At 72.8% G+C, this 25,001-nt stretch carries 25 protein-coding genes; 10 read left to right on the top strand and 15 right to left on the bottom strand.

Annotation, left to right across the window (positions count from 1 at the left end):
• Window positions 1–68: 68 nt before the first annotated feature.
• The gene (locus tag Dsi01nite_RS49530) at window positions 69–938 is read right to left on the bottom strand and encodes an NmrA/HSCARG family protein (RefSeq protein ID WP_203853466.1); all 870 of its coding nucleotides are present in this window, start codon (window positions 936–938) and stop codon (window positions 69–71) included.
• Between the two features lie 86 nt (window positions 939–1,024).
• Between Dsi01nite_RS49530 and Dsi01nite_RS49525 the strand changes: the two genes are divergently transcribed.
• A complete protein-coding gene (locus Dsi01nite_RS49525) occupies window positions 1,025–1,576 on the top strand; it encodes a TetR/AcrR family transcriptional regulator (RefSeq protein WP_203853465.1) in 552 nt (183 codons plus the stop codon).
• Between the two features lie 55 nt (window positions 1,577–1,631).
• Here the strand turns inward: Dsi01nite_RS49525 and Dsi01nite_RS49520 are convergent, their stop codons facing one another.
• Window positions 1,632–4,760 carry a GH92 family glycosyl hydrolase gene (locus Dsi01nite_RS49520; RefSeq protein ID WP_203853464.1) on the bottom strand — a complete coding sequence of 1,043 codons (3,129 nt, stop codon included), beginning with the start codon at window positions 4,758–4,760 and terminating at the stop codon, window positions 1,632–1,634.
• A 219-nt stretch (window positions 4,761–4,979) separates the two neighbouring features.
• On the opposite strand from Dsi01nite_RS49520, the gene Dsi01nite_RS49515 reads away from it, so the two are divergent.
• The gene (locus tag Dsi01nite_RS49515; protein ID WP_203853463.1) at window positions 4,980–5,315 is read left to right on the top strand and encodes a hypothetical protein; all 336 of its coding nucleotides are present in this window, start codon (window positions 4,980–4,982) and stop codon (window positions 5,313–5,315) included.
• A gap of 10 nt (window positions 5,316–5,325) precedes the next feature.
• A complete protein-coding gene (locus Dsi01nite_RS49510) occupies window positions 5,326–6,474 on the top strand; it encodes an epoxide hydrolase family protein (protein WP_203853481.1) in 1,149 nt (382 codons plus the stop codon).
• Here the strand turns inward: Dsi01nite_RS49510 and Dsi01nite_RS49505 are convergent.
• Window positions 6,458–6,904, bottom strand: a complete 447-nt coding sequence (locus Dsi01nite_RS49505; RefSeq protein WP_239136934.1) for a GntR family transcriptional regulator — start codon at window positions 6,902–6,904, stop codon at window positions 6,458–6,460. The genes Dsi01nite_RS49510 and Dsi01nite_RS49505 overlap by 17 nt on opposite strands.
• A 77-nt stretch (window positions 6,905–6,981) precedes the next feature.
• Here Dsi01nite_RS49505 and Dsi01nite_RS49500 point away from each other — a divergent pair, with 77 nt between their 5' ends.
• Complete coding sequence (locus Dsi01nite_RS49500; protein ID WP_203853461.1) at window positions 6,982–8,439, top strand: tetratricopeptide repeat protein; 1,458 nt, start codon at window positions 6,982–6,984, stop codon at window positions 8,437–8,439.
• Here the strand turns inward: Dsi01nite_RS49500 and Dsi01nite_RS49495 are convergent.
• Window positions 8,426–10,243 carry a caspase family protein gene (locus Dsi01nite_RS49495; RefSeq protein WP_203853460.1) on the bottom strand — a complete coding sequence of 606 codons (1,818 nt, stop codon included), beginning with the start codon at window positions 10,241–10,243 and terminating at the stop codon, window positions 8,426–8,428. The genes Dsi01nite_RS49500 and Dsi01nite_RS49495 overlap by 14 nt on opposite strands.
• 94 nt (window positions 10,244–10,337) lie before the next feature.
• On the opposite strand from Dsi01nite_RS49495, the gene Dsi01nite_RS49490 reads away from it, so the two are divergent.
• The 3 genes from Dsi01nite_RS49490 (at window position 10,338) to Dsi01nite_RS49480 (ending at window position 12,904) form a co-directional block, all read left to right on the top strand.
• On the top strand, window positions 10,338–10,871 hold the full coding sequence (locus Dsi01nite_RS49490) for a SigE family RNA polymerase sigma factor (protein ID WP_203853459.1): 534 nt from the start codon (window positions 10,338–10,340) through the stop codon (window positions 10,869–10,871).
• A gap of 5 nt (window positions 10,872–10,876) precedes the next feature.
• Complete coding sequence (locus Dsi01nite_RS49485; protein ID WP_203853458.1) at window positions 10,877–12,106, top strand: sialidase family protein; 1,230 nt, start codon at window positions 10,877–10,879, stop codon at window positions 12,104–12,106.
• Window positions 12,107–12,169: 63 nt separating this feature from the next.
• Entirely contained in the window at window positions 12,170–12,904 is a 735-nt protein-coding gene (locus Dsi01nite_RS49480) for a YqjF family protein (protein ID WP_203853457.1), read from the top strand.
• An 8-nt stretch (window positions 12,905–12,912) separates the two neighbouring features.
• Here Dsi01nite_RS49480 and Dsi01nite_RS49475 read toward each other — a convergent pair whose 3' ends face one another.
• From Dsi01nite_RS49475 to Dsi01nite_RS49455, 5 genes are all read right to left on the bottom strand, one after another.
• Window positions 12,913–13,299, bottom strand: a complete 387-nt coding sequence (locus Dsi01nite_RS49475; protein WP_203853456.1) for a PPOX class F420-dependent oxidoreductase — start codon at window positions 13,297–13,299, stop codon at window positions 12,913–12,915.
• On the bottom strand, window positions 13,296–14,255 hold the full coding sequence (locus Dsi01nite_RS49470; protein WP_203853455.1) for a hypothetical protein: 960 nt from the start codon (window positions 14,253–14,255) through the stop codon (window positions 13,296–13,298). The genes Dsi01nite_RS49475 and Dsi01nite_RS49470 overlap by 4 nt, the downstream gene beginning before the upstream one ends.
• 6 nt (window positions 14,256–14,261) lie before the next feature.
• A complete protein-coding gene (locus Dsi01nite_RS49465; RefSeq protein ID WP_203853454.1) occupies window positions 14,262–15,086 on the bottom strand; it encodes an alpha/beta fold hydrolase in 825 nt (274 codons plus the stop codon).
• Window positions 15,087–15,144: 58 nt separating this feature from the next.
• Complete coding sequence (locus tag Dsi01nite_RS49460; protein ID WP_203853453.1) at window positions 15,145–15,633, bottom strand: hypothetical protein; 489 nt, start codon at window positions 15,631–15,633, stop codon at window positions 15,145–15,147.
• 84 nt (window positions 15,634–15,717) lie between these two features.
• Window positions 15,718–16,272: a DUF2306 domain-containing protein gene (locus Dsi01nite_RS49455; protein WP_203853452.1), complete on the bottom strand. Its 555-nt coding sequence runs from the start codon at window positions 16,270–16,272 to the stop codon at window positions 15,718–15,720.
• Between the two features lie 45 nt (window positions 16,273–16,317).
• Here Dsi01nite_RS49455 and Dsi01nite_RS49450 point away from each other — a divergent pair, with 45 nt between their 5' ends.
• The gene (locus tag Dsi01nite_RS49450) at window positions 16,318–16,896 is read left to right on the top strand and encodes a TetR/AcrR family transcriptional regulator (RefSeq protein ID WP_203853451.1); all 579 of its coding nucleotides are present in this window, start codon (window positions 16,318–16,320) and stop codon (window positions 16,894–16,896) included.
• 145 nt (window positions 16,897–17,041) lie between these two features.
• Here Dsi01nite_RS49450 and Dsi01nite_RS49445 read toward each other — a convergent pair whose 3' ends face one another.
• The 4 genes from Dsi01nite_RS49445 to Dsi01nite_RS49430 all read right to left on the bottom strand — a co-directional run bounded on the left by Dsi01nite_RS49445 (window position 17,042) and on the right by Dsi01nite_RS49430 (window position 20,992).
• Complete coding sequence (locus tag Dsi01nite_RS49445) at window positions 17,042–19,078, bottom strand: MMPL family transporter (protein WP_203853450.1); 2,037 nt, start codon at window positions 19,076–19,078, stop codon at window positions 17,042–17,044.
• Window positions 19,075–19,359: a hypothetical protein gene (locus Dsi01nite_RS49440; RefSeq protein WP_239136932.1), complete on the bottom strand. Its 285-nt coding sequence runs from the start codon at window positions 19,357–19,359 to the stop codon at window positions 19,075–19,077. The genes Dsi01nite_RS49445 and Dsi01nite_RS49440 overlap by 4 nt, the downstream gene beginning before the upstream one ends.
• Window positions 19,359–19,703: an ArsR/SmtB family transcription factor gene (locus Dsi01nite_RS49435; protein ID WP_203853449.1), complete on the bottom strand. Its 345-nt coding sequence runs from the start codon at window positions 19,701–19,703 to the stop codon at window positions 19,359–19,361. Before Dsi01nite_RS49435 ends, Dsi01nite_RS49440 begins: the two co-directional genes overlap by 1 nt.
• Window positions 19,704–19,852: 149 nt before the next feature.
• Window positions 19,853–20,992: an ROK family protein gene (locus Dsi01nite_RS49430; protein ID WP_239136930.1), complete on the bottom strand. Its 1,140-nt coding sequence runs from the start codon at window positions 20,990–20,992 to the stop codon at window positions 19,853–19,855.
• 43 nt (window positions 20,993–21,035) lie between these two features.
• On the opposite strand from Dsi01nite_RS49430, the gene Dsi01nite_RS49425 reads away from it, so the two are divergent.
• Both Dsi01nite_RS49425 and Dsi01nite_RS49420 read left to right on the top strand, forming a co-directional pair.
• On the top strand, window positions 21,036–21,302 hold the full coding sequence (locus tag Dsi01nite_RS49425; RefSeq protein ID WP_203853448.1) for a SemiSWEET family sugar transporter: 267 nt from the start codon (window positions 21,036–21,038) through the stop codon (window positions 21,300–21,302).
• On the top strand, window positions 21,299–21,901 hold the full coding sequence (locus tag Dsi01nite_RS49420; protein WP_203853447.1) for an HAD-IA family hydrolase: 603 nt from the start codon (window positions 21,299–21,301) through the stop codon (window positions 21,899–21,901). Before Dsi01nite_RS49425 ends, Dsi01nite_RS49420 begins: the two co-directional genes overlap by 4 nt.
• Window positions 21,902–22,277: 376 nt before the next feature.
• Here the strand turns inward: Dsi01nite_RS49420 and Dsi01nite_RS49415 are convergent, their stop codons facing one another.
• Window positions 22,278–23,483 carry an alpha/beta fold hydrolase gene (locus tag Dsi01nite_RS49415; protein ID WP_203853446.1) on the bottom strand — a complete coding sequence of 402 codons (1,206 nt, stop codon included), beginning with the start codon at window positions 23,481–23,483 and terminating at the stop codon, window positions 22,278–22,280.
• 135 nt (window positions 23,484–23,618) lie between these two features.
• Window positions 23,619–24,677, bottom strand: a complete 1,059-nt coding sequence (locus tag Dsi01nite_RS49410; protein WP_203853445.1) for a M48 family metallopeptidase — start codon at window positions 24,675–24,677, stop codon at window positions 23,619–23,621.
• Window positions 24,678–25,001: the final 324 nt, after the last annotated feature.

Below are 25,001 nucleotides of genomic sequence, written 5' to 3'. Positions count from 1 at the left end.
GGTCGACCTCTTGTCGATCTTCGCATCAACAAGAGGCCTGGGCTGCCGCTTTGCCGTTGACTAGCCTCCTAGGACGCTGTACGCGAGGTGAACAGGGCCACGCCGTGCCGGTCGAGCCAGGTCGGCAGGTCCATGAGGTCCGGGTGCAGCTCGCGCAGCGCGGGGATGTCGGCCTGCCAGCCGCCGAACGAGCCGCCGCGGCGCACGTTGTCGAGGTTGATGCCCTGCGCGGCGAGGATCTCCGGGGCGACCGGCGCGGTGCTGAGGTCCAGTCCGGTGGCGTGGCTGATCGCGGCCACGAGCTCCTCGCGGGTCACCTCGTCGCCGGCGAGCTCCAGGGCGAGGCCGAGGTAGGTGTCCGGGTCGGCGAACGCGAGGGCGGCGAAGGCCCCGATGTCGTCCACCGCGATCAGCTGGACCCGGGCGCCGGGGCCGATCATCCGCAGGAGGGCGGTCGGGCTGGTCACGCCGTACTTCTCCGAGGCGTGGTTCTCCATGAACATGACCGGTCGCAGGAAGGTGGCCGGCAGGCCGAGGGCGCGGATGTGCTGCTCGATCTCCCACTTGGTGGTCCAGTGGCTGATACCGGTGCCGCGTTCGACGCCGCCGACCGAGGTGTAGACGAGGTGCCGGACGCCGGCGGCGTGCGCGGCGTCGGCGACGTTCACGCCGTAGCGGACCTCGTCGGTGTCGAAGTGCGGCGCGTCGTACGCCGGTTGCACGCTGAACACGCCGTACGCGCCGGCGAAGGCGGCGTCGAGGGAGGCGCGGTCGCCCATGTCGCCGGTGACGAGCTCGGCGCCGGTCAGGTTCGCCGCTCGGATCGGGTCGCGGACGAGGGCGCGCACGTGCCAGCGTCCGTCGGCCAGGAGGTGCCGGAGCGTGGCGCCGCCCTGCAGGCCGGTGGCGCCGGTGACGACGATGATGCGGTCGGGCATGGGTCTTCTCCCTTGTATGCTGACTTCCGGAGCGCTGCTCCGAAAATACGGAGCACTGCTCCGTATTGTCAACCGAAGGAGGGCGCATGACCGTTCGGGTCGACGCGCGCCGCAACCGTGACCTGCTCCTGGCGGCCGCGCGGGAGGCGTTCGAGACGCACGGCACCGATGCCTCGCTGCGGGACATCGCCCGGCAGGCGGGCGTCGGGATCGGCACGCTGTATCGGCACTTCCCGACCCGGGAGGCACTGCTGGAGGCGTTGCTGGCGAGCCGGTTCGACGCGCTGCGGGACCGGGCGGAGGAGCTGTCCGCGACCGCGGCGCCGGGGGAGGCACTGCTGGGCTGGCTCGGGGAGCTGGCCGCCGGGTCGGTGACGGTGCGCGGGCTGCCGGAGTCGGTGATGGCGGCGCTGCGGGACGAGGAGTCCGAGCTGCACGCGTCGTGCGCCGGCATGCGGGCCGCGGGTGGGCAGCTGTTGCAGCGGGCGCAGGAGGCGGGAGAGGTGCGGGCCGACGTGACCGCGGCGCAGGTGCTGGCGCTCGCCGCCGGGCTCGCGTGGGCCGGGGAGCAGTCGGCGGATCCGGCGGGGACCGTGCGGCAGCTGCTGCTGATCGCGGGTCGGGGGTTGGTCAGTTGACCTTGGAGACTTTGTCTGCCCCTGACCAGACAAAGTCTCCAAGGTCAAGAACGGGCTAGCTGTACGCCTCGAACTCGTAGATCCGGGCGGCGGTGTTGGTGTTCTGGGTCGGGGTGATGATGTTCATGCGGATGTAGCGGGCGTTGACGTTGGTCGTCGTGGTGGTCACGTTGGCGGTGTTGGCGCGGACCTGGGCGGCGGTCGTCCAGGTGCTGCCGTCGGTGGAGGTCTGCAGGTCGTAGTCGCGGGTGTTCCAGGCCGCGTCCTCGCCGCCGGCGCCGGCGTGCCGGACCACCAGCGATCCGATGTGGACGGTGCTGCCGAGGTCGACCTGCAGGAACTTGTTCGTGCCGAGCGAGCACCACTTGTCGGAGTTGCCGCCGGTGACGGTGCCGTTGACCGCCTTCTCCGGGCCTTCGGTAGCGCCGCACGAGGAGTCGGCGGTGGCGGGGCGGCCGAGGGCGAGGTTGCCGCTCGGGGTGCCGCCGCCGTACACCTCGAACTCGTAGATGCGAGCGGCCGCGTTGCCGTCGTTGGCGGGGGTACCGATGTCGACCTTCACGTAGCGTGCCGTGCGGGCCGTGATCGAGTGCTGGGTCCGGCTGGAGCGGTTGCCGGAGACGGAGACGACCTGGGTCCAGGTGGTGCCGTCGGTGGAGGTGGAGATCGTGAACGCGCCGGTGTTCCAGCCGGTCGACTCGCCGCCGAGGCCCGCGTGCTTGAGCACGAACGTGCTGACGGTCTGGTTGGAGCCGAGGTCGACCTGCAGGAAGCGCGGTGCGGTGCTGGAGCAGAACTTGCTGTTGTTGGCGAGGCTGCCGTCGACGGCCTTCGCCGCGGTCTCGGTGGTGCCGCAGGCGGTGGAGCCGGTCGCGGTCTTGTTCAGGGCCAGGTTGGCCCCCAACGACGCCGGGGTCGGCGGTTGGGTGGCGCCGTCGGTGAAGGACGGCGGGACGTTGCCGGCGCCGGTGCCCCAGCTCGATTCGGCGCCGCCCATCGTGTACTGCAGGGTGCCGCCGGCGGCGAGGTCGGGGTAGCGCAGGTAGTTGTTCGACACGGCGGAGCCGTTGAGGGTGAGGCTCTGCACGTAGGCGTTGGACGAGCTGCCGCCGTTGATCTGGATGTTGCCGGCGGAGCGCTGGATGAGCACCGACGGGAACGTGGGACCGTGGATGGCGAGGGTGTCCGCGCCGGGGGTGACGGGGTACATGCCCATCGCGGACCACACGTACCAGGCGGAGGTGGCGCCGAGGTCGTCGTTGCCGGGCAGGCCGCCGGCACCGGTGGTGAACGACTCGGTCATGACGCGGCGGACGGCACTGGCGGTCTTGGCCGGGCGCTGCGCGAAGTTGTACGCCCACGGCACGTTGTGCTCGGGTTCGTTGCCGATGTAGAAGTACGGCCGGGACAGCCCGCCGTTGAGCTCGGTGAAGTGGTGGTCGAGGCGCTGCACCGCGGTCTGCGGGCCGCCCATGAGGTTGATGACGCCGCCGAGGTTGTAGGGGACCATCCAGGTGTACTGGGAGGCGTTGCCCTCGGTGTAGGGGCTCTCCTGCGCGGGGTTGAGCGGCCACGGCCAGGAGCCGTCGCTGTTGCGGGGGTGGATGTAGCCGGACTCGGTGTTGAAGGTGTTGCGCCAGTACTGGGCGCGGGTCATCGCCGAGTTGTAGGTGGCGGTGTCGCCGACCGACTGGGCGAACTTGGCGATGGCGAAGTCCGAGGCCGAGTACTCCATCGAGTCCGAGGGTGCGCCGGGGATGTAGGTCTTGGACGCGTACTCCGACTGGCGGCCGCGGATGGGGGAGCCCTGCATGTTGCCGCCGGCGATGGCGTTCTTCATGAGCTGCAGCGCGGCGGCGGTGTCGAAGGCGCGGGCGCCGAACGCGTAGGCGCTGGACACGATGATCGGGCCGGGGTCGCCGGTCATGACGAAGTCCTCGTTGATCTGCTGGGACCACTTGGGCAGCAGGCCGCCCTGCTGGCCGTCCAGGACCATGGACTTCATGATGTCGCTGGCGACGTCGGGGGCGATGAACGCGACGAGCGCGGCCCACGAGCGGTAGATGTCCCAGCCGGAGTAGTTCTGGTAGACGGGGTGCGTGGCGGAGTGCACGGCGTTGTCGAAGCCGCGGTACTGGCCGTTGACGTCGCTGGCGACGTTGGGGTTCTGCATCACGTGGTAGAGCGCGGTGTAGAACTTCTGCTGCTCCGTGGCGCTGCCGCCGGTGGCCTGGACCCGGTTGAGGGCGGTGTTCCAGGCGGCGTTGGCGTTGCCGCGGATCGTGTCGAAGGCGCCGGTCTCGGCGTTGAGGTTCGCGGTGGCGTTGGCGACGCTCACGAACGACAGGGCGACGGTGGCGTTGACGGTGCGGTTGCTGCTCGTGTCCCAGGTGATCACGGCGCCCGTGTTGACGCCGCTGGTGCTGGTCGAGCCGTTGCTGATCGTGCCGCCGTTCCAGGTGCCGACGCTGGACGGGGCCCGGTCGAAGCGGATCGAGTAGTAGATCTGGTAGGTCTTGCTGGAGCCGCAGAACCCGCCGGCGGTGACGCTGCCGGTGACGTTGCTGCCGGAGATGTTCACCGTGCCGCTGCGGTTGCCGGTGGCGGACCGGCTGGTGTTGACGAGCAGCCGGGCGGTGGTGGTGTTGGGGTAGGTGAGCCGCAGCGCGCCGGTGCGGGTGGTGGCGGACAGTTCGGCGTCGACGCCGTACTTGTCGAGCCGGTTCTTGTAGTAGCCGGCGGACGCGGCCTCGTTGGTCTTCGTGTATGCCGAGGCGTAGCTGGTCCACGCGGTGCCCGGGGACGAGCCGAGCGCGCCGGTGATCGGCAGCAGGCCGAGGTCCTCGTTGTTGGAGCAGCCGGCCCCGTTGAAGTGGGTGAGGCTGAACTCCTCGATGGTGCGGTCCCGGTCGCGGTAGCCGGACGGCGACGCGGTCGGGGTGTCGGGGCTGAACTGGGTCATGCCGAAGGGCACGGTGGCGCCGGGGAACGTGCTGCCACCGGCGCCGCCGCCGACAGGGTTGGGGGAGTTGCTGTCGTCGGTGCCGATCAGCGGGTTGACGTATTGGGTCAGGTTGAGGTCGGCGGCCTGTGCTGGTGGGGCCTGCGCGAGCGCGACGAAGGCGCTGCCCAGCAGGGCCGCACCGGCGCCGGCGAGCAGTCGGACCGTGCGTGATCGGGACATGGGTGGTCTCCCGTTCGTGGCGGTGAGGACGGGAGAGCGCTCTCGATGCATTCATAGTCGCTGATCAACGTTCCGTCAAGATTTGGCAGAACTGCGCTGGTCGTTGAGTTGCTGTCGATCGTGGTCAGAAATGTGCGATCTGGACCAGCGCTCCGCTGCGTCCAGCGCGACCGTCAGATCAACTTGACGTCAGGTTGACCTGACGGAAGACTTGGACGCGTGGTCACACCGGACGAGGTAGAGCGGCGGTTCACGTTGTTGACCGCGGCGGCGCGGTTCGACGAGCTGCGCCGCCGGGACGCGCTGGCGCCGCCCGGCTCGGACGACCCGGACCCGCAGGCGGTGCCGTTGACCCGGGACGAGGCGCTGGAGCTGCTCGCGCTGACCGAGGTGCTGATCCGCAAGGCGGGCTATGGGCGGCAGCTCACGGTGCGCACGGCCCGCGCCACCGGTGCCTCGTGGTCGCAGGTCGGCGCCGCGATGGGCACCAGCAAGCAGTCCGCGTGGGAGACCCACCTTCGGTGGCTGGAAGAACAGGAGGACCCCGATGCGTGACGACACGACCGTGCGTCCGTTCCGGCTGGAGGTGCCTGAGGCGGATCTGGCGGATCTGCGGGACCGGCTGGCGCGGACCCGCTGGGCACAGCAACTGCCCGGCACCGGCTGGAGCCGCGGCGTGCCGGTGGAGTACCTGAAGGAGCTGGTCGACTACTGGCGCACCGGGTACGACTGGCGGGCGCACGAGGCCCGGCTCAACCGGATCCCGCAGTTCACCACCGCCATCGACGCGGTCAACGTGCACTTTCTTCACGCGCGTTCGCCCGAACCGGACGCGTTGCCGCTGATCATCACCCACGGGTGGCCGGGCTCGGTGGTGGAGTTCCTCGACCTCATCGGCCCGCTCACCGATCCGCGCCGGCACGGCGGTGACCCGGCCGACGCCTTCCACGTCGTCGCGCCGTCCATCCCCGGCTTCGGGCTGTCCGGACCCGTCCGCGAGTCAGGGTGGGACGTGCCGCGCATCGCCCGGGCCTGGGCCGAACTGATGCGGCGGCTGGGCTATCACCGATACGGCGGGCAGGGCGGCGACTGGGGGCACGCCATCACCCGGGAGTTGGGGATCATCGACGGTGACCGGGTGGTCGGGGTGCACCTCAACACCGTGCTGACCCTGCCGTCGGGTGATCCCGGCGAGGCGGCGACGCTGGGCGATGAGGATCGGGTCCGGCTGGAGCAGTTCTCCCGGATGGAGCCGGAGCTGTCCGGCTACGCGAGGATCCAGGGCACCCGGCCGCAGACCCTGGCGTATGGGCTGACCGACTCCCCGGTCGGCCAGCTCGCCTGGATCGTCGAGAAGTTCAAGGAGTGGACCGACTCGAAGCAGTTGCCCGACGACGCCGTCGATCGCGACCAGCTGCTGACCAACGTGATGCTGTACTGGCTCACCGGCACCGCCGGTTCATCGGCCAACCTCTACTACGAGACCTTCCACCCCGCCGCACCCCCGACCAGCCGTCGGTCAAGCACGCCGACCGGGGTCGCTGTCTTCCCCCATGACGCTGCGCTTCCCGTGCGTCGGCTGGCCGAACGAGACAACCACATCGTCCACTGGCGCGAGTTCGACCGCGGCGGCCATTTCGCTGCCATGGAACAGCCCGCCCTGCTCGTCGACGACATCCGCGCCTTCTTCCGCTCGCTCAGGCGACGTCCATGACCCTGGTCGCGGCGCTGGCGAGGCCTTCGGGGTTGAGGACCTCGACCCGGTCGGCGAGGAACACCTCGACCCGGCCGGACTTGTCGCGGACCTCGACCAGTGGCACACCCCGGTCGATGCCCATGGCGAAGCGTTCCGTCGTGGTGGGCATGCGGCAGGTGAGCTTGCTGCCGCGACCCATCACCACCGTGGAGCGGGCCGGGCGTTCCCGCACCGTCGACGGCGCGCCGCGGCGGGACGTGATGAGGCCTTCCTCGCGCAGGATCGCCACGGCGCGGCGGATCGTGGTGAGGCTGACCGTGTAGCGCTCGCGGAGTTCGCGTTCGCTCGGCAAAGGCTCGCCGGCCGGGTAGGTGCCGCGGGTGACCTCTGCACGCAGGAGGTCCGCGATCTGGTGGTAGACGGCCGGCACGTGTCGCTGCACATTCACGGCCTCCACTCTACAACTCTGTGGCCATACGGCAACACCCTGTAAAGGGCGGCGGTGGCGCACTAGACTCCGGCGCCGTGACCGCCTCCGCTGCCCCGATCGACATCGCCGTCTCCCTCATGCGTGAGGGCAGGTTCGGCGACGCCGAGGCCGTCATGCAGCGCGAGGTGCGCGCCGCCACCGTCCGGCACGGCCACGGCAGCGCGGCCTGGGCGTCGGCGCAGTGCGACCTCGGCAACATCCTGCTCAACTGCGACCAGCTCGACCGGGCCATCGAGTGTTACCGCCAGGCGACGTCGGTGCCCGCGCACGACCGCAAGGAGCACCTGACCTACCGGCTCAACCTGGGCCTGGCGTTGCGGATGGCCGGCCGGCTGGAGGAGGCCGAGGCGGAGCTGCGGCGCGGCGCCGAGGAGCGCCGGGTGTTCTACGGCCGGGAGCACGCCGGATACGCGTTCGGCCTGGAGCCGCTCGCCGACGTGCTGCTGCAGCGCGGCAACGTGAGCGAGGCGCGGACGGTGATCGAGGAGGCGGTGCGCAACCTCTGGCAGAACGGGCACGACCACGTCGCGGCGGCGCTCGCCGTGCGGGCCGAGGTCGTGCACGCCGCGGGCGCCGGCGAGCCGCTGTTCCACGGCGTGGAGCAGCTGCCGGGCGACGCCGTGGCGCGGCTGGCGGACGCGGTGCTGCTCCGGCGGGACCTGGCCGACCCGGCCGCGCACCGGGCCGTCGTCGCCACGCTCGCCGCCGTCCTGCAGACCCGGCTCGGGCCCGACCACCCCGCCACCCTCAACGTGCTGGCCAACCTCGCCAACGCCGGCCGCGATCTCGGCGACCAGTCCGGCCGCGTCGAGGCGATCCGTCAGGTCCTGGCCTCCCACGACCGGCAGGGACGGGCCGAGGACGCGCTGAGTGCCGAGCTCGGGCTGGCGCTGGCGTACGGCGACACCGGCGAGGAGAAGGCGGCGCTGCGCACCTACGAGGCGGCGTACGGCCGGGCACAGCGCATCGGCCGGCCCGAGCTGATCAGTCAGGTGCTGCGCAACTGGGGCCTGGCGCTGAACGAGGCGGGGCAGCCGGCCGCGGCCGAGCGGTGCCTCGCCGACGCGGTGACACAGGCGCAGCGCGGCGCGGACTTCGAGATCCTCGGCCGGGCCGGCGTCGCCCTTGGCATCTTCCTGCAGCACCAGTCGCGGCTGCCGGAGGCGGCCAAGGCACTGCAGGACGCGCTGGCGGCACTGGCACCGGTGCACCCGGACGCGATCGCCGGGCGCGGCCACCTCGGCGCGGTGCAGGAGGGCCGCACCTGCGGCTGCGGGGACACCCCGCGGGTGGTCGCGGAGGCGTTCCGCGAGTTCGTCGTGCGCAGGCTGCCGCAGGACCTGCTGGAGCGCTTCGACGTGACGATCGCCGACGGAGACTTCAAGATCGACGTGCACCTGCGCCGCGAACCGACCCAGGACGAGCTCGAACGGCTGCACGGGGTGGTCCAGTCCGCGCTCGCGGAGTTCCGGCACCGGCTCAAAGGTCAGTGAAGTCGTCGAATGACAGCTCGGTCGGGTGCATGGTCGCGCCGGCGAAGTGCGACAGGCTCTGCAGGACGTCCTGCCGGCTGTGCGGGAAGTGACGGATGTCGGCGACCCGGAAACCGTTCAGCGCCAGGGAGAACGGCAGCTCCTGCGGTTTGGCCGACTCCGGGTAGTCGCGTTTGAAGGCGATCGCGAGGATGTTGCCGGCGACGAAGACCCGGTCCAGGTCGTGCCAGCGGATGAACCGGTCGTGTGCGGGCCGGCGGATCGCCATGCCGTCGCGGCTGAACTTCAGCGTCAGCGGCCGGCGCAGGGCCGCGTAGGTCCGGAAGCAGTCGGCGACCCGCACGCCCAGCAGGCGGCCGAAGACCCAGAACGTGAGGCAGGCCAGGGCGAAGGTCGCGAACCCGAGGCGCCCGATGCCGCCGGTGAGGAGCCCGACCGCGACCCCGGCCGCGGCCGGCGACCGCCAGCTGTCGGGTGCGGCGGCGGCCGGCGCGGCCCGGCGCGCCCGCAGGTCGCCCAGCGCCGAGTTCCCCGCGAGGGCGGCGACGGCTCCCGCGAGCGGCAGCGCCGCGACGATCCACGTGGAGATCCCGGTCCCGGTCAGCGCCGGCTCGATCCAGAAGGCCCAGACGACGGCGACCACGCACATGACCCAGACCGTGATCGCGAACGACCGTTTGATCCGCACGTCACGCGTGGGTACGCCGGCGTGGTGGCCCCGCACGAGATCCGGGACCGTCAGCAGCAGCGCGAGCGCCGGCACGCTCGCGGCGAAGCAGAGCAGGACCGCCTGCAGCGGGATCCAGCGCGGCACGGGGACGTCGTGCCACGAGACCTGCCACCACAGGACGGTGGCGGCGAAGGTGGCGGCGAGCGCGCCGAGCGGTGCCGGCAGGCGGCGCCAGTGCGGTGCGAGGAGCTGCCGGAACAGCGGGTGCCAGACGGTCCGCGGCTTGGACAGCGTGTCGATGACCGGCTGGTACGTCGCGGGCGGCAGGTGCGCAGCGGCCTCCGAAACGGTTCCGGCGGCGGTCCCGGCGGCCGGTGCGGGTTTCCCCGCGGCGGGGCGCAGGATCAGGTCGGCGGCGCGGTCGGTGTTGCGTTGCTGCGGCAGCGGCAGTCCCTTGCTGCGCAGGGCTCGCTTGAGGTGGCGGAACAGCTCCGCGAGGGTCAGGTCGGCGTCGTCGGGTGGGCCGTGCTGCAGCAGGCTCAGCAGCTCGCCGGTGAACGCGGTGAAGGGCTCCCCGGCGGGGGCGCTGGCGGTGTGGTTGCGTGACGTGGCGGTGAGGGTGAACGCGCCGTCGATCTCGGTGCTGTCGGCCACGGTGGTCTCCGCCTCGGCCGTCGACATCGTGTTGATCGCCCGTCCGGCGTAGCAGCAGTCGAGGATCAGGATCTTCGTGCGGGCGGGGCTGCGGTGCATCTCGGTGCGGATCCGGGCGAACGGGATCGCGGTGAGGTCGAGCTGGTCCGGCCGGCTGTCGGTGCCGGGCAGCGCCAGGTACAGCTCGCCGTCGTCGTCGACCAGGCCGTGCCCGGCGTAGTACACGAGCAGGACGTCCTCGGCGGCGGCGCAGTGCTTGCGCAGCGCGAGCCCGGCGGTGCTCGGGTCCGGCTGGTCCAGCAGCTGCCGGCACCGCGACGGGTCGACCAGGTCGACGGGCGGCGCGGTCAGGACGTTGAACAGCTGGGTGACGTTGTTGCGGACCGCGGGCAGGTCCGGCAACGGGAACGGCGGCTGCTGGGTGTGGTTGGTGGTGCCGATGAGGATCGCCACCGACCGGTCCGGATCCGCGCGCGTCACGAGCTTCCCCCGATCCAGTGAAGGCTCTCTATTATGCAGGCTGCCGTGCAACCGAACGGGCCGCCGGCGCGCACCTAGTGGGCGAGGAGGTGCGATGCCGAGCGGAGAGACCGAAGAGCAGCGCCAGTTCCGCGAGTACTTCACGGCGCGCCGGGACGCGGTGCGCCGGACCGCGTACCTGCTGTGCGGCGACTGGCACTGGGCCGACGACCTGGCCCAGACGGCGTTCATGCGCCTCGCGGTGAGCTGGCGGAAGGTCCGGGACCGGGAGGCCCTGGACGGGTACGTGCGGACCTGCCTGGTGCGGGCATACCTCGCCGACGTGCGCCGGGTGTGGCGGCGGCGGGAACGCAGCGTCGCGGAGCCACCCGACGTGTTCGGCCACCCGGGCGCGTCCGAGGGGGCGCCGCGGCGGATGGCGTTCGCGGCCGCGTTGCGCCGGCTGCCACCGCGGCAGCGCGCGGCGCTGGTGTGCCGGTACTACCAGGACCTGGACGTCGCGGCGACCGCGGCGGCGCTGGGGTGTTCGCAGGGGACGGTGAAGAGCCAGACCGCGCGTGGGCTGGCGAAGCTGCGGGAGCTGCTCGAGGCCGACGGCGAGCTGACGATGATGGAGGGGCTGCGATGAACCAGATGCGGGAACAGTTGGACGAGATCGCCGCCGCCGCGCCACCCAGCCGGCTGTCCGCCGACGCGGTGTACGCCGCGGCGTTCCGGCGGCGGCACCGGCGCGTGGCGGCGTGGGTGGGCGGCGGGGTCGTGGCCGGCGCGCTCGCCGTCAGCCTCGCCGCGGGTGCGCTCGGACTGCCACCGGCGACGCCGATGCAGGCCCCACGCGGCGACGGCCGGATCTTCGCGGTCGCGGCCGCGGACGCCGAGCACCTGTACGCCGAGGTCGGCAACTGCGGCGGCGGCTGCACGCTCGACCTGGTCGGCTCCGACGACGGCGGGCGCAGCTGGACGGTGCGGACGCGCAACCTCACCGGTGACCTGTCCGCGCCCGCCCCCGGATCGCTGCTGCGGATGGTGGAGACGGGCACCGAAGGCCCGTTGCCGCTGCACGTGCCGTGGGTCAGCCGGGACGGCGGCCGCAGCTGGGCCGAGGTCCGCGCGGGCGGGGGCGCGGTGGCGGAGGTCGCCGCCGGCGGCTGGCTGCAGTGCGCCTCCCCGCGGGGCATCAACGATCCCTGCACCCTGATCGCGGTCGACCCGGTCAACGCCCGCTCGGCGCCGCTGGCCGGGCCGCCCGACCTGTTCCTCGACGAGCCGGTCGACGTGCCCGTCGCGGGTGGGTTCTGGGTCACCGGTCGGGACCGTGGCGGGCAACGGCCGGCGGTGGCCGTCAGCCGCGACCGCGGCCGCACCTGGTCGACACACGTGTTCACCGCCACCGAGACCGGCGACGCGGACCTGGACATGCTCAGGTTCATGGGGGCGGCCAGCACCGACGGCGTCAACGGCTACACGATCATGACGGCGGCGGACCCGAAGGGCGCCGCGACGGCCGGGGTCCAGGCGCTGGTCTTCCGCACCGGCGACGCCGGGAATACCTGGCAGCGGGTGCACCCCACCCAGACGCTGCCGCGGCGGTACTACATCGGCGGGGACTCCTACGTCGCCGCCGACGGCAGTCACGTCGTGCTGGGCACCGACGACCCGCCGGACCGCTGGTACACCAGCAGCGACGGGGGCAACAGCTACCATCCGGCGAGCCAACCCGGCCTGGGCGCGGAGCTGCTGCAACAGAGCAACGTGCGGGTCGTCGTCGCCGCGGCGGGAGCGTATCTGGCGTTCGACGCGGGCGCGCTGTACCGGTCGGCCGACGGCCTGCGCTGGACCCGCACCGTGATCCGGCTGGACTGAGCGGCACCGATGCGGCACCGGTGCGGCACGGGCCCACCGGGGTCCGTGCCGCATCATGGTGCCATGCGGGTCGAGGACGTCACCCCGGAGTCGCCGCGGCCGGTGCGCCGCTCGGTGCTCGTGCAACGCTGGCACGACCTGGCGTTCCTGCACTGGGCGGTGCCGCCGCAGGCCGTCGCGCCGTTCCTGCCGGCCGGCACCGTCCCCGACACCCTCGACGGGGTCACCTACGTGGGCCTGATCGGGTTCCGGATGGTGCGCCTCGGCCTGTTCAACGGCCCGGGCCTGCCGTACCTCGGCACGTTCTGCGAGACCAACGTGCGGCTGTACAGCGTCGACCCCGCCGGCCGCCGCGCCGTGGTGTTCCTGTCGCTGGAGGCCGAACGGCTGGTGCCGGTGCTCACCGCGCACGCGTCGCTGCGGCTGCCGTACAAGTGGGCGCGGATGCGGCTGGAGAAGGACGGCGACGTGGTGCGGTACACCAGCCGCCGTCGCTGGCCGGGTCCCCGCCCGGCGGTGAACGCCATGGCCGTGCGGGTCGGCCCGCCGATCGCCGAGCCGACCCCGATCGAGCACTTCGTCACCGCCCGCTGGGGGCTGCACACCCGCGCGTGGGGCCGCACCCTGCACCTGCCGAACGAGCACCCGCGGTGGCCGCTGCACCGCGCCGAGCTGCTCGACCTCGACGACACCCTGGTCACTGCGGCGGGCCTGCCGGCCCCGGCCGGGCCACCGGCAAGCGTGCTGTTCTCACCCGGCGTCCCGGTCCGCTTCGGCCCCCCGTCCACGCTGCGCTGAGTGCCGTCCTACAGGGTGACGATGACGCCGATGCTCTCCTGGGGGCGGCGCAGCAGCCGGTTGATCAGGTACCCGATGCGGGCCGACACGTATCGGCGGGCGATCGCCGCGCGGATCCGGGCGATGCCCTCGGGGTCCTCGACGAGGCGGGCGGTCCCCTCGAACGACGGTGCCCCGGCCGGCACCCGCCCGCGGATGTCGCTCGGGGCGAGCAGCACCCGGCCGCTGTTGCGCAGGCGTTTCACCTTCCCGGAGCCGGGCTCGGTGACGATCACGACCTGCCCGTCGTCGATCGCGAGCCACACGGCGGTCGCGACGGGCCGGCCGTCCTTGCGAAACGTGGTGAAACTGGCCTGCTTGCGCCGGCCGAGGATCTCGAGGCTGCTGTCGCTCATCGCTCCACGGTAGGCCGCAGCCACGGCTCCAGGTGCAGCAGGTCCAGGCCGATGGCGCGGAACTTCTCGTACAGCGCGGGGGTGAGCACCACGAACTCGACGGTGAACAGGTCGTCGCCGCTCATGGTGTAGACGCCGTTGGCGGGGTCGTTCATCAGCGGGGTGATGCCGGCGCTCACCTGGTCGCGCAACTGCTGCTGGCGGGCGATGCTGGGCTTGCCGGGCGCGGCGATCACGCACAGGTTGCCGTCGAACAGCTTGCGCAGCTGCCGGTCCTCCGCGGCGGCGTCGCCGGAGACCACCTCGACCACCAGCACCTGCGGCGGCTGCGGGCCGTCGGTGGCGCCGGTCGGGAAACCCTCGGGCCAGCCGACCCGCATCGGGCGGAACCGGTCCGGGTGCTGGTCGTAGATGTACCGGTGCAGGGTGTTGCGGTCGGGGTCACCGCCGTCGCGTTTCCAGCCGCCTTGTGGTGCCGGGCACGGCACCCCTTCGTCCGCCAGCATCGGCTCGGCCCGGTTGGCCGGGGCGCTCTGCTTGGTCACCCGCAGCGTGCCGGCGTTCCACACACCGGTGAGCTTCGCCCGTCCGACGGTGACGCCGTTGACGACGCTCGCCTCGGTCAGCTTCGCCGGGTCGACGCCGGTGACGTCCACGCCGACCGCGCAGGTCGGCTTCTCGCCGGGCGGGCGGCCGATCGCCGGGACCGGGGCTGGCGCGCAGAACCGGGCCGGTTTGCCGGGGGTGACGAGGACCTGGCCGCTCGCCTCGACCGTGTCACCGTCGTCGACGACCAGCGCCGCCTGGTCCACCGCGCCGGTCGCGACCGGTGGTGGCGCCTCTTCGGGGGTGTCCGCCGGGCGGTTCACCACCAGCACCACCGCCACCAACGCTGCCAACGTGCCGATCCCCGCCGCGGCCACCACCGGCCAGCGCCTGCGTCCATCGTCCGTCATGATTGGTCAGACGCCGGTGGCGGCGGGCCGGTTCCCGGTGTGTCGCAGCAGTTCGGTGGTGAACGTGTCCCACAGCTGCGGCGGCAGGTCGTGCCCGGCGCCGGGCAGCACCACCAGCCGGGCCCCGGGGATCGCGTCGCGGACCGCCTGCCCGTGCGGCAGTGGCAGGAGCGGATCCAGATCCCCGTGCACGACCAGCGCCGGCACCTTCAGGTCCGCGAAGTCCCCGTTGACCGGCGGGTCGAACCGCATCGCGTAGTGGTTCGCCGCGGTGGTGATGTCCCGGGCCCGGTCCGCGTCGCGTTGCGCCAGGTCCCGGGTGGCGGCCTCGTCGAAATACGGGGAACCGCCGGCGTAGGCACGCACCGCCGCGACGGTGTCGGCGACCGCGTCACCGGTCGGCTCCAGATGCTCCACTGTGGACGGTGGCAGCCCGTCGCCGCCGGTCGAGGTGCTCACGAAGGTGAGTGTCGCCACCCGCGCCGGGTGATCGACGCCGAGGATGAGGCCGAGCCCGCCGGACATCGACCGGCACACGACGTGGGCCTGCTGGATGTCGAGCGCGTCGAGGATGCCGACCGCGTCGCGGGCCAGGTCGCCGTTGGAGTAGCCGGGCCTGCCGGGCGGGTAGGCGGTGGAGCGGCCGGTGTCGCGCTGGTCGTAGCGGATCACGAACCGGCCGCCGGCCGCGATCTGGCGGCAGAGGCCGGCGTCCCACCAGAGCATCGACGCGGCGGCGCCGTCGATGAGCAGGACCGCCGGGCCGGCCGGGTCACCGAACGTCTCGACACACAGCTCGACCCCGTTGACGTGCAGCATCGTCTCGGTCATGTGATCCAACCTAGGCCGTGCGGCGCCGGTGTGCTGCCCGGCGGGGCCTCCGGCCGCCTCAGTCCCTGATGGTGAACCAGGCCACGGCGAGGTCGGGGTCGACGTACAGGTCGACGTTGTGTTTCTGGACGCGTTGCGGGAACTGCCCGTCGTGCCGCCACTTCACGCCGGCGGGGACGAACGCCTGCAGCGCGTCCCGGACGGGTGGCAGGCCGGGCGGGGCGGCCGGCCAGGCGGCGAAGGCGGGGGTGTCGGTGTCCCGCAGCCGCAGGACGCCCTCATACACCCAGTCGGTCGGGCCGGGCGCCGGCGAGCACGGGTTGCCGAGCGCCTCGGCCTGCCAGTGGATGTCGACGTAGTCCCCGACGCCGGGGATGTCCTCGGAGGTCCAGTCGCGACCGGTGCGCACCGCGGCCTCGTCCAGTTGCAACTGGCGCAGGCAGTCCTGCTCGTCGCCGTCGAGAGCGGCCGTCACCCGGTTCACGGCGATGAGCACGCCGGCCACGCAGACCGCGGCGATCGTCAATGCAATGCCCCACTTCCGCACGGGCGCCATCGTAGCGGCGTCGCGACGTTGCGTGGTGCCTTGTGTGTGCCGTGTCTTCGCGGCCGGCGGGGTTCCCGCCGGGTGTCAGGTCTTCGCGGGGGCCGGCGGTTTTCCCGCCACGTCCCGGGTCTTCGTGGGGGTCGGGGGTTTTCCCGCCACGTCCCGGGTCTTCGTGGGGGTCGGGGGTTTTCCCGCCGCGCGGCGGCGGCTGAGCGTGACGACGGCGGCCGCGACGAGCAGGCAGGCGGCGGCGCCGAGGGCGAGCCGCAGTGGCTCGTGCACCAGCCACTGCGGGATGTGGCGGACCGGGACCGCGACGGCGCCCACGAACGCGCCGAGCAGGCCGAAGTAGGAGCCGGTCATGAAGCGCCGGTGCAGCTGGGCCCGGTGGGTGACGGCGGCCCACAGACCGATCGACAGCGTCACGAACGTGAAGATCGACAGGCCGTGGATCCAGCTGAAGTGGCCGGGCCGCAGCTCCTTGATGAAGAAGGAGCTGATGATCGTCCAGTACATGGCGACGACCCAGACCTGGCCGACGAGCCGGTGCGGGCGGTCGCCCTTGGGGTTGCGGCGCAGGTTCCAGGCGCCCAGGAGCAGGGCGACGGTGGCGCCGCCCGCGTGCAGGGGGATCAGCACGCCAATAACACTGTTATTGCTCATAACATTGTTATAGTCGGCGCCATGGCGCACGTCAATGAGGCCCGGCTGGTCGACGAGGCGGCCCGGCTGCTGGTCGAGCACGGGCCGGCCGGGCTGTCGCTGCGCAAGGTCGCCGCCGCCGCGGGGGTCTCGACGATGCCGGTCTACACGCTCTTCGGCGACAAGGAGGGCCTGCTCGCGGCCATGCACCGGGAGGGGTTCCGCCGCCTCGGCGCCGCCCTCGCCGCCGTGCCGGCGACCGCGGAGCCCCTCGCCGACCTGATCGAGCTGGGCCTGGCGTACCGGCGGGCGGCCCTGTCCAGCCCGCATCTCTACGGGCTGATGTTCGGCCGGACCGTCCCGCAGTTCCAGCCGTCGGGCGCGGACCGGGAGGCGGCGGACGCCACGTATCAGCCGCTCGTCGACGCGGTCGCGCGCTGCCAGGCCGCCGGCGTGTTCGGCGGCGGCGACCCGCGACGCGTCGCGCTGCACCTGTGGGCGGTCTCGCACGGGATGGTGAACCTGGAGCTCAACGGGCAGCTGCCGGAGCTCGGGTCGGCCGAGGACCTGTACCTCGAGGCGCTGGGCTACGCCGGTCTGCCGTTCCTGGCAGTCGGATAGCGCAGCGGTCGGGTGGCGCAGCGGTCGGGTGGCGCAGCGGTCGGGTGGCGCAGCGGTCGGGTGGCGCAACGGTCGGGTGGCGCAACAGTCGGGTGGGGCAACGGCCGCGTCGCGGCACCGGGGGTCCGGCACCGCGACACGGTCCTCAGCCGGCCAGGTCGGCCGTCACCCGGGTGGGTGGTGGCGCGGCCGGCTGGGGGATCGGCCGGCCCGGCCACCACAGCCGCGGTCCGACGTCGATCGCCAGGGCCGGCACCAGCAGCGTCCGCACGACGAACGTGTCCAGCAGCACCCCGACCGCGACGATCACGCCCATCTGGATCGCCGCGACGAACGGCAGGACCACCAGCACGCCGAACGTCCCCGCCAGGACCAGACCGGCGCTGGTGATCACGCCGCCGGTGGTGGTGAGCGCGGTGAGCATCCCGTCGCGGTTGCCGCGGGTCGCCACCTCCTCCCGCGCCCGGGTCATCAGGAAGATCGTGTAGTCGACGCCGAGGGTGACCAGGAACAGCCAGGCGTACAGCGGCATCCCCTGCACGATGTGCGGATGCCCGATCGCGGTGAAGATCAGGCCGGACAGGCCCATCGCCGCGACGTAGGAGACCGCCACGCTGGCGGCCAGCAGCAGCGGTGCCACCAGGGCCCGCAGCAGCAGGACCAGCACGACGAACACCACCAGCAGGATGAGCGGCATGACGACCAGGTTGTCGCGCTCCGAGGCCCGGCCGACGTCGACGAGGGTCGCGGTCTGGCCGCCCACGAGAGCGTCCGCGCCGGGGACCGCGTGCACCGCCGCCCGCAGCCGGTCGATGGTCGCCTCCGCCGCGTCGGAGTCCGGCGGGTCGGTGAGCGTCGCGGCGATGCGCACCCAGCGGCCGTCCGCGGAGCGGCCCGTCGCGGTCGCGTCCGCCACCCCGTCGACGCCCTTCGCCGCCGCCACCACGCCGTCCACGCCGTCCGCCGCCGCGACGATGACCGCCGGGGACGAGGCGCCGCCGGAGTAGTGCCGCTCGATGAGCTGCTGGCCGACGACGGAGCCGACCTCGTCGGTGTACATCTGCGCCGTGCTCTGCCCCAGCCGCAGCCCGGACACGCCCAGCCCGAGCAGGACGAGCACGACCGCGGTGGCGGTCCACAGCATCCGCGGGCGGCGGCCGACGAGGTCCGCGACCCGGTGCCAGCCGGTGCGGCGGGCCACCACGGCGGCGCCGAAGCGGGGCACGAACGGCCAGAACACCCAGCGGCCCAGCAGCACCAGCAGCGCCGGCAGCAGCGTCGTCATCACCGCGAGGGACACGATGATGCCGCTCGCGGCGATCGGGCCGAAGCCGCGCATGTCGTTCATCTGCGCGGCCAGCAGGCACAGCACCCCGATCGTCACCGTCGCCGCCGAGGCCAGGATCGCTGGGAACGACCTGCGCACCGCGACCGCCATCGCCGCCGTGCGGTCCTCGTGGCGGTGCAGCTCCTCCCGGTAGCGGGCGATGAGCAGCAGCGCGTAGTCGGTGCCGGCGCCGAAGACCAGCACCGTCATCATCGTCGTGATGTCCGGGGTCACCGTCACGTCCAGGTGCCGGCCCATGAGGTAGACGATGGCGGTGGTGAACTGGCTGGCCGCGACCGCCGACAGCAGCGGGATGATCCACAGCACCGGGCTGCGGTACGTCAGCAGCAACAGCACCGCCACGATCCCGGCCGCCGCCAGGAACAGCGTGGTGTCGACGCCCTCACCGATCTCGTCCATGTCGGCCAGCGCGCCGGCCTCGCCGGTGACCGCGGTGCGCAGCCCGGCCGGCGAGTCCGCGAGCACCGCCTTGACCTGCGGCACGGACTCCTTGCCGGGGACCGGGAACGACAGCAGCAGCGCCTGCCCGTCCCGGCTCGCCGTCATCGGCCCGACCACGTGCCCGGCCGCCTCGAACGCGGCCCGGTCGGCCTCCACCGCGGCCCGGTCGGCGTCGGTGATCCCGCCGTCGCGGACGTAGACGACCACCGCCTCCGGCGCGTCCGTGCCGGGGAACGCCTCGCGCTCCCGCAGCAGCTCCCGGGTCACCTCGGCGCTCTTGGGCAGGACCAGCGCCGGGTCGGTCGAGGTGACCTCGTCGAGCTTCCCGGCCAGGGGGAGCAGCAGGAACCCGGCGACGAGCCACAGCCCGAGGACCGCGACCGCGCGCCTCATTCGACGGTCCGCAGGATGGTCTCGATCGACGCGGTGCGGGTGCGCAGGTCCGCCACGTCGGTGGCGATGCGCTGCTGGGCGTCCATCGAGCTCTCCGCCAGCTTCTCGTAGCGGCTGACCAGCTGGCGCAGGTCCTCCTGCTGGATGCCGGTGACCTTGAGTTTGCGGTACTCCAGCCAGCTGGCGACGCTGAAGCCGAACAGGAACAGCACGGCCAGCAGCAGCCCGAGGAAGGCCACGCTCTCCGGCCAGGTGATCACTTCTTCCGCGCTCAGATACATCAGGACCGCTCCTTGCGGGTGGGACCCTGGTCGGGGTCCGTGAGGGATTCGGCCGCCGCGGCGAGGGTCGCGGCGGTCAGGTGCAGGTCGAAGTCCGCGACTTCGTAGTACTTCATCGCCTTGCCGTCCTCGGAGAGCTCCAGGCTGCCGACGATCAGGCCGGCGGCCTCGAGCCGTTGGAGGTGCATGTGCAGCAGGGGACGGCTGACGCCGATCTCCCGGGCGAGTCGGCTCACGTAGTCACGGCCGCCGGCAAGCTTCGCGACGATGCGCAGTCGCAGCGGGTTGGAGAGGGCCGCCAGCATCTCGACCAGGTCGTCGCCGGTGGGCGGACTCGCTGTCATGATGCTCCTTCACGTGTAAGAATTTTCTTACACGTGAAACGCTAGCACCAGAGGTGCCAGCCGAGGAGTCAGGGCTTTCCCTGAGATCGCCTCAGGGCGGTGTGTTCTCTGGGGCTGCCGCTCGGCGTCGCGCTCGGCGGCCTGGCCCGTCAGACCTTGACGGTCTGCTCGGTCAGGACGAGGGCCATGGCGCTCTCCGCGGCGCCGATCGCCGGGCCGGTGGAGCCGAGCGCGGCCGGCAGCACCGGCGGCAGGTCGTCGCGCCGCCACGCCATCGCGCCGCGGCGGACCCCCGCGTGCAGGGCCGGGGCGGCCACGGACAGCAGGTCGGCGCCCAGGCCGCCGAGGGTGACCACGGCCGGGTCGACGGCGTTGAGCAGGGCCCCGATCCCGCGCCCGAGGGCCGTCGCGGTGGCCCGGCAGGCGGCGACCGCGTCCGGGTCCCCGGACCGGGCGGCGGCGATGGTCCGCTCCGCATACGCCCTGGGATCCGCCGGGGCGCGCCGGCCCGCGTGCCGGGCCATCGCCCGGCCGTCGACCTCCAGATCCCAGCAGCCCCACGCCCCGCACGGGCAGTGCCGGGCGGGATCGCCGAACGGCAGGTGGCCGAACTCGCCGCCGGCGCCGGACGCGCCGAGGACGGGCCGGCCGTCGACGATGAGCACCCCGCCGACGCCGACCTCGACCGTCAGGTGCAGCGCCACGCTCGCGTCGCGGGCCGCCCCGCGCAGCGCCTCGGCGACCCCGGCCAGTGACGCGTCGTTGCCGACGGCGAGCGGCAGGTCGGTCAGGGCGCGCAGGTCCACCCCGCGCCAGCGCAGGTTCGTCGCCTCGACCAGGGTGTGGCCGTGCACGGTGCCGGGGATCGCCACTGCGACCGCGCGAAGGCGGGGGCCGTGCAGGGCGGCGAGCGCGTCGCGCACCGACGGCAGCACCGTCTCGGCGGGCAACCCCAGGTGCCGGTGGGCGGCCGCTGGGGCGAGCGTGCCACCGATCGCCGCGGTCGTCACCGTCCAGGTCGCGTGGCTGATGTCGACCACGGCGACGAGCGGGCCCTCGGGGTGGGGGACCAGCGCCGTCGTCGGCCGGCCGCGGCCACCGGTCTGCGGGGCCGGCGCCTCCGCGAGCAGCCGCGCCTGCCGCAGCCGGCTCATGATGTCGGCCGCCGAGCCGCTGCTGAGCCCCAGCCGCGCCGCCGCCTCGGCCCGGGTGATCCCGGGGAACCGGTGCGCGCACCGCAACATCGCCAGCGCCCCCTGCGCCCGCTGCGTCTCCGCGCGATGGTCCATGTGCGTATAATATCCTCGCTGGACGAGTTTAAAGGAGGCGGCCATGTCGGTGCTCGGCGTGCTGGCCGGAATCCTCACGACGGGATGCTGGCTCCCCCAACTCGTCCGGTCGTGGCGGACCAGGTCCGTCGGCGACATCTCGTGGGTGTATCTGCTGGCCCTGGCCGCCGGCGTCCTGCTCTGGGTGGTGTATGGCGCCAGTCAGGGCGACCTGCCGATCGTGCTCACCAACGCGGCGACCGGCGCGGCCCTGATCACCCTCGCGGTCATGAAGGCCCGCTACCGGCGACCTGAGGAGAGTCCGGCATGATCCCCGTGAAGGCCGTGCTGCTCGACATGGACGGCACCCTCGTCGACTCCGACGCCGCCGTCGAGCGCGCCTGGCACCGCTGGGCCGCCGAGCACGGCGTCTCGGTCGACGCCACCCTCTTCCACGGCAACCCGGCCGCCACGACGATCCGCGTGGTCCGCCCGGACCTGTCCGACGCCGCCGTCGCCGTGGCCGCACAACGCAACCTCGAGTTGCAGTACGACGACCTGTCCGACGTCGTCGCCACCCCCGGCGCGGCGCGGCTGCTGCGGACGCTGGACGAGCTGGGACTGCCGTGGGCGGTGGTGACCAGCGCCGACCGCCGCCTCGCCACGGTCCGCCTCGCCGCCGCCGGCCTGCCAACCGGCCACCTCGTCACGGTCGAGGACACCCCGCGGGGCAAACCCGACCCGGCGCCCTACCTGGCCGGGGCGGCCCTGCTCGGCGTCGACCCGAAGGACTGCCTCGTGGTGGAGGACGCCCAGCCCGGCATCGACGCCGGCCACGCGGCCGGGATGCGGGTCGCGGCACTGCGGGGCCTGCCCGGCGACGTGCCGATCCGCGACCTGGACGACCTCGCCGACCAGCTCGCCCACTGACCGGGTTGGGCTCGACCAGATACGGCAGCACCTGGAGCATCACCGCGGCGGCCCGCTCCGCGGCCGTCTGTAGCCCTTCGGAGCGGCTCCAGATCAAGGGCCTGCAGCTCCTCCTGCTCGTCCTCGGTCAGCGACCGGCCGCATCCACGCGTCGAGCCGCTCCCGGGTGACACCCCGGCGAGCCGCTGGGCGACCGCGTCGGCGTTGCCCGGCAGCGGCGAGACGAGCGCGGTGATGCGCTCCGCCGGCACGCCCCGCGCCAGCAGCCACTCGACGAACCGGCACGCGTCGGACGCCGGGCCGTCCAGCCCCCAGCGGCTGCCGATCGCGTACTCCTCCACGCCCACGACGACCGCGCTGGTCCGTGCCGGCAACGTCACGGCAGGACCTCGTCCAGCACCGCGTAGAACGGGTCCGCGGTGAAGTAGGCGCTGTGCGAGCGGGGGAACGGCGCGCGGTTGTCCACCACCCGGTCCTCGACCCGGCCGGGGAACACGCCTTCCCCCGTGAACGACAGCAGGTCCCGCCGGTCGTAGACGTTGACCCACCGCGGCACGGAGCCCGGCAGTCCGGTGTTGTACGGCAGCGTCGGCAGCGCGTTGAGCTCGTACAGGTACGGCGCCTGCGAGCCGACCGTCACCAGCAGCTCCACCTGCGGCAGCGACTGGCTGATGAGCAGCTCCAGACCGGCGATCCCGCCGAGACTGTGCGCGACCAGGACCACGGGACCGGACTCGACGGCCGCCACCTGCTCGGCGATGAAGTCGCGGATGCCGCCGCCCCGGGCGAGGTACAGCATCACGTCACCGGCGGCCGGCGCCGACGCCTCGGTGATCGCGACCCGCCGCCGCTCCACGGGCCGGGTCACGCCGAGCTTCAACGCCAGGTTGGCGCCGAACCGGCCGAGCGCCCCGCCGACGCCCCGGTCGGAGCCGCCGAGCCCGGCGACGATCGCCGTCACCAGCGCGTCCCGCCGCCGGCCGTCGACGGGCGCGGTGCCGCCGAGCTCCTCGTCCGCGCACAGCAGCGACTCCGCGACGACGGCCCGGGCGAGCGCCCCGCGCAGCTCACCGCCGAGCGCGTCGGCGTGCCGCAGCGCCTCGCCGGCCTCGTCGGAGCGCACGACGGACTGGATCGCGTCGAGCAGCACATCGTCGAGGTGCGCCGCCGCGGCCGCTTCGGCGACGGCCGGGTTCGCCGGCAGCCGCAGCGCCGCGGCGGCGAAGACCTGACCCGCCGGCAGCGCGTGGGGCGGCAGCTCCTCGTCGTCGTCGGCGCTCTGGCTGTCGGTGGCCGCCAGCCGCAGCTCGAACAGCGGGTCCCGCTCCAGCACGCCCCACAGCGCGACCTCGACGTCCTCGTCCTCAGCGCCGCCGGGCCCGTCCGGCCCGCGACTGGACGTGCCGGCCGGGATGGTCACCCCACCCGCGTGCAGCCGCGACCCGTGCAGCTCACCCCAGTAGCACTCGGCGACGACGGCGTCCGGCCGGATCCGGGCGATCCGCTCGGCGAACCGGCGGAACGTCACCCCGTAGGCGGGCTCCCGCACACCGGTGCCGTGCACGAACAACAGCGTCGTCAACTCGTTCCCCACCTCGCGTCGCGACCGGTCCCGACCATCCTCCAACGCCACCCCCGGCCCCGTCATCCCTCGCGAGTCTCCGGGCGTCACCCGATCGGGCACCGCCGATGCGTACGGCTTCCCGGCCGACGGTGCCTACGGCGTCTCGCCCGCCGGGGTTCCGGGGCTCGGCTCCGGGTCGCCCTGCTCCAGCTCCAGCTGCCGGTTGCCGCTGATCCGCCTGCGCACCGACGAGCCGAGCCGGTCGGTCTGCTCCTTGAGCCGCACCCCGTAGTGGCTCGCGGTCTCCCGGACCTCCTGCCGCATCGACGTGGCCGAGTCGTGGCGGCGCAGCGGGAAGATCCCGGCGATCAGCATGGCGTAGTCCGGTCCGAGCGCCCACCGGTTGAGTTCACCGGCCCGCACCGCCGTCATCGGATGCGTCAGATCGTGCGCCACCAGGTACCTGGCGACGTGGTCCCGGACGTCAGTGATCTGGCTGTACTCGTCGGCCTGGCGGAGGAACTCCTCGAGGTCCATCTCGCCGGCGTACCTGCCGCCGGCGAGCTTCATCAGCGCGCGCAGGCAGATCGCGGGGTCCTGGGACACGAGCAGCCCGGCGCGGTCGCTGGACAGCTCGGCCTTGCGGGACCATTCCAGCAGCGCGGCGTGGATCGCCTGCATGGCGAGCCCGCTGAGCGGCACACCCGCCGCCATGGTGCCGATCGTGATCAGGTACCGGGCGATCGTCTTGTACAGGACGTGTCCGCTCATCACGTGGCCCAGCTCGTGGCCGATGATGAACCGCAGCTCGTCCGGCTCCATCACGTCGAGGAGCCCGGTGTCGAGCACGATGAACGGTTCGCCCACGCCGACGGCGGCCGCGTTGACCTCCGGACGCTGCCGGATGTACAACTCCGGCACGCTGTCGAGGTCGAGCACATCGGCGGCGTCCCGCAGCATCGCATGGACCCGCGAGAACTGCCGTTCACTGGTGCACACAGCGGAGCCGAGCTGCTCCATGCGCAGCATCCGGTCGGACAGCACGCTGCGGACCTTCTTGACGGCGACGTCCGCGCCGGGCACCTTCCGCATCGCGACGAGCGCGGCACGGTCGGCCGGGTGCTCGTACGCCCGCGACGAGATGCCGGCGAACCGGGAACGCCGGGGCCAGTCAGCCGGAAGATCACTGACCGCTACCTGCTTGCCACCCATGGCTCAGACCGTAGCCGCGCCGGTCCGATCCGAGATCCACCGAACACCCGGCCCTTTCCGCCAAACGCGCGCCGCCGCCGTTGCCCGGCGACGCAGGCACACCGCCGGGCAACGGGACCCAACCGGATCGGTTCCTGCGGTTCTTCCGGTTCCTGCGGTTCCGAAGTGGACAGTCAGCCGCTCAGGGGTTGGCGTACTACGTGTAGCCGACCCGAGCCGACCCGAGCCGACCCGACCCGAGCCGACCCGAGCCGACCCGCGCCGACCCGTGCCGTGCCGACCCGTGCCGTGCCGACCCGTGCCGTGCCGACCCGTGCCGTGCCG

It is taken from the genome of Dactylosporangium siamense, assembly GCF_016862795.1.
Classification (GTDB): domain Bacteria; phylum Actinomycetota; class Actinomycetes; order Mycobacteriales; family Micromonosporaceae; genus Dactylosporangium; species Dactylosporangium siamense.
This window is presented reverse-complemented; position numbering and strand designations above follow the sequence as displayed.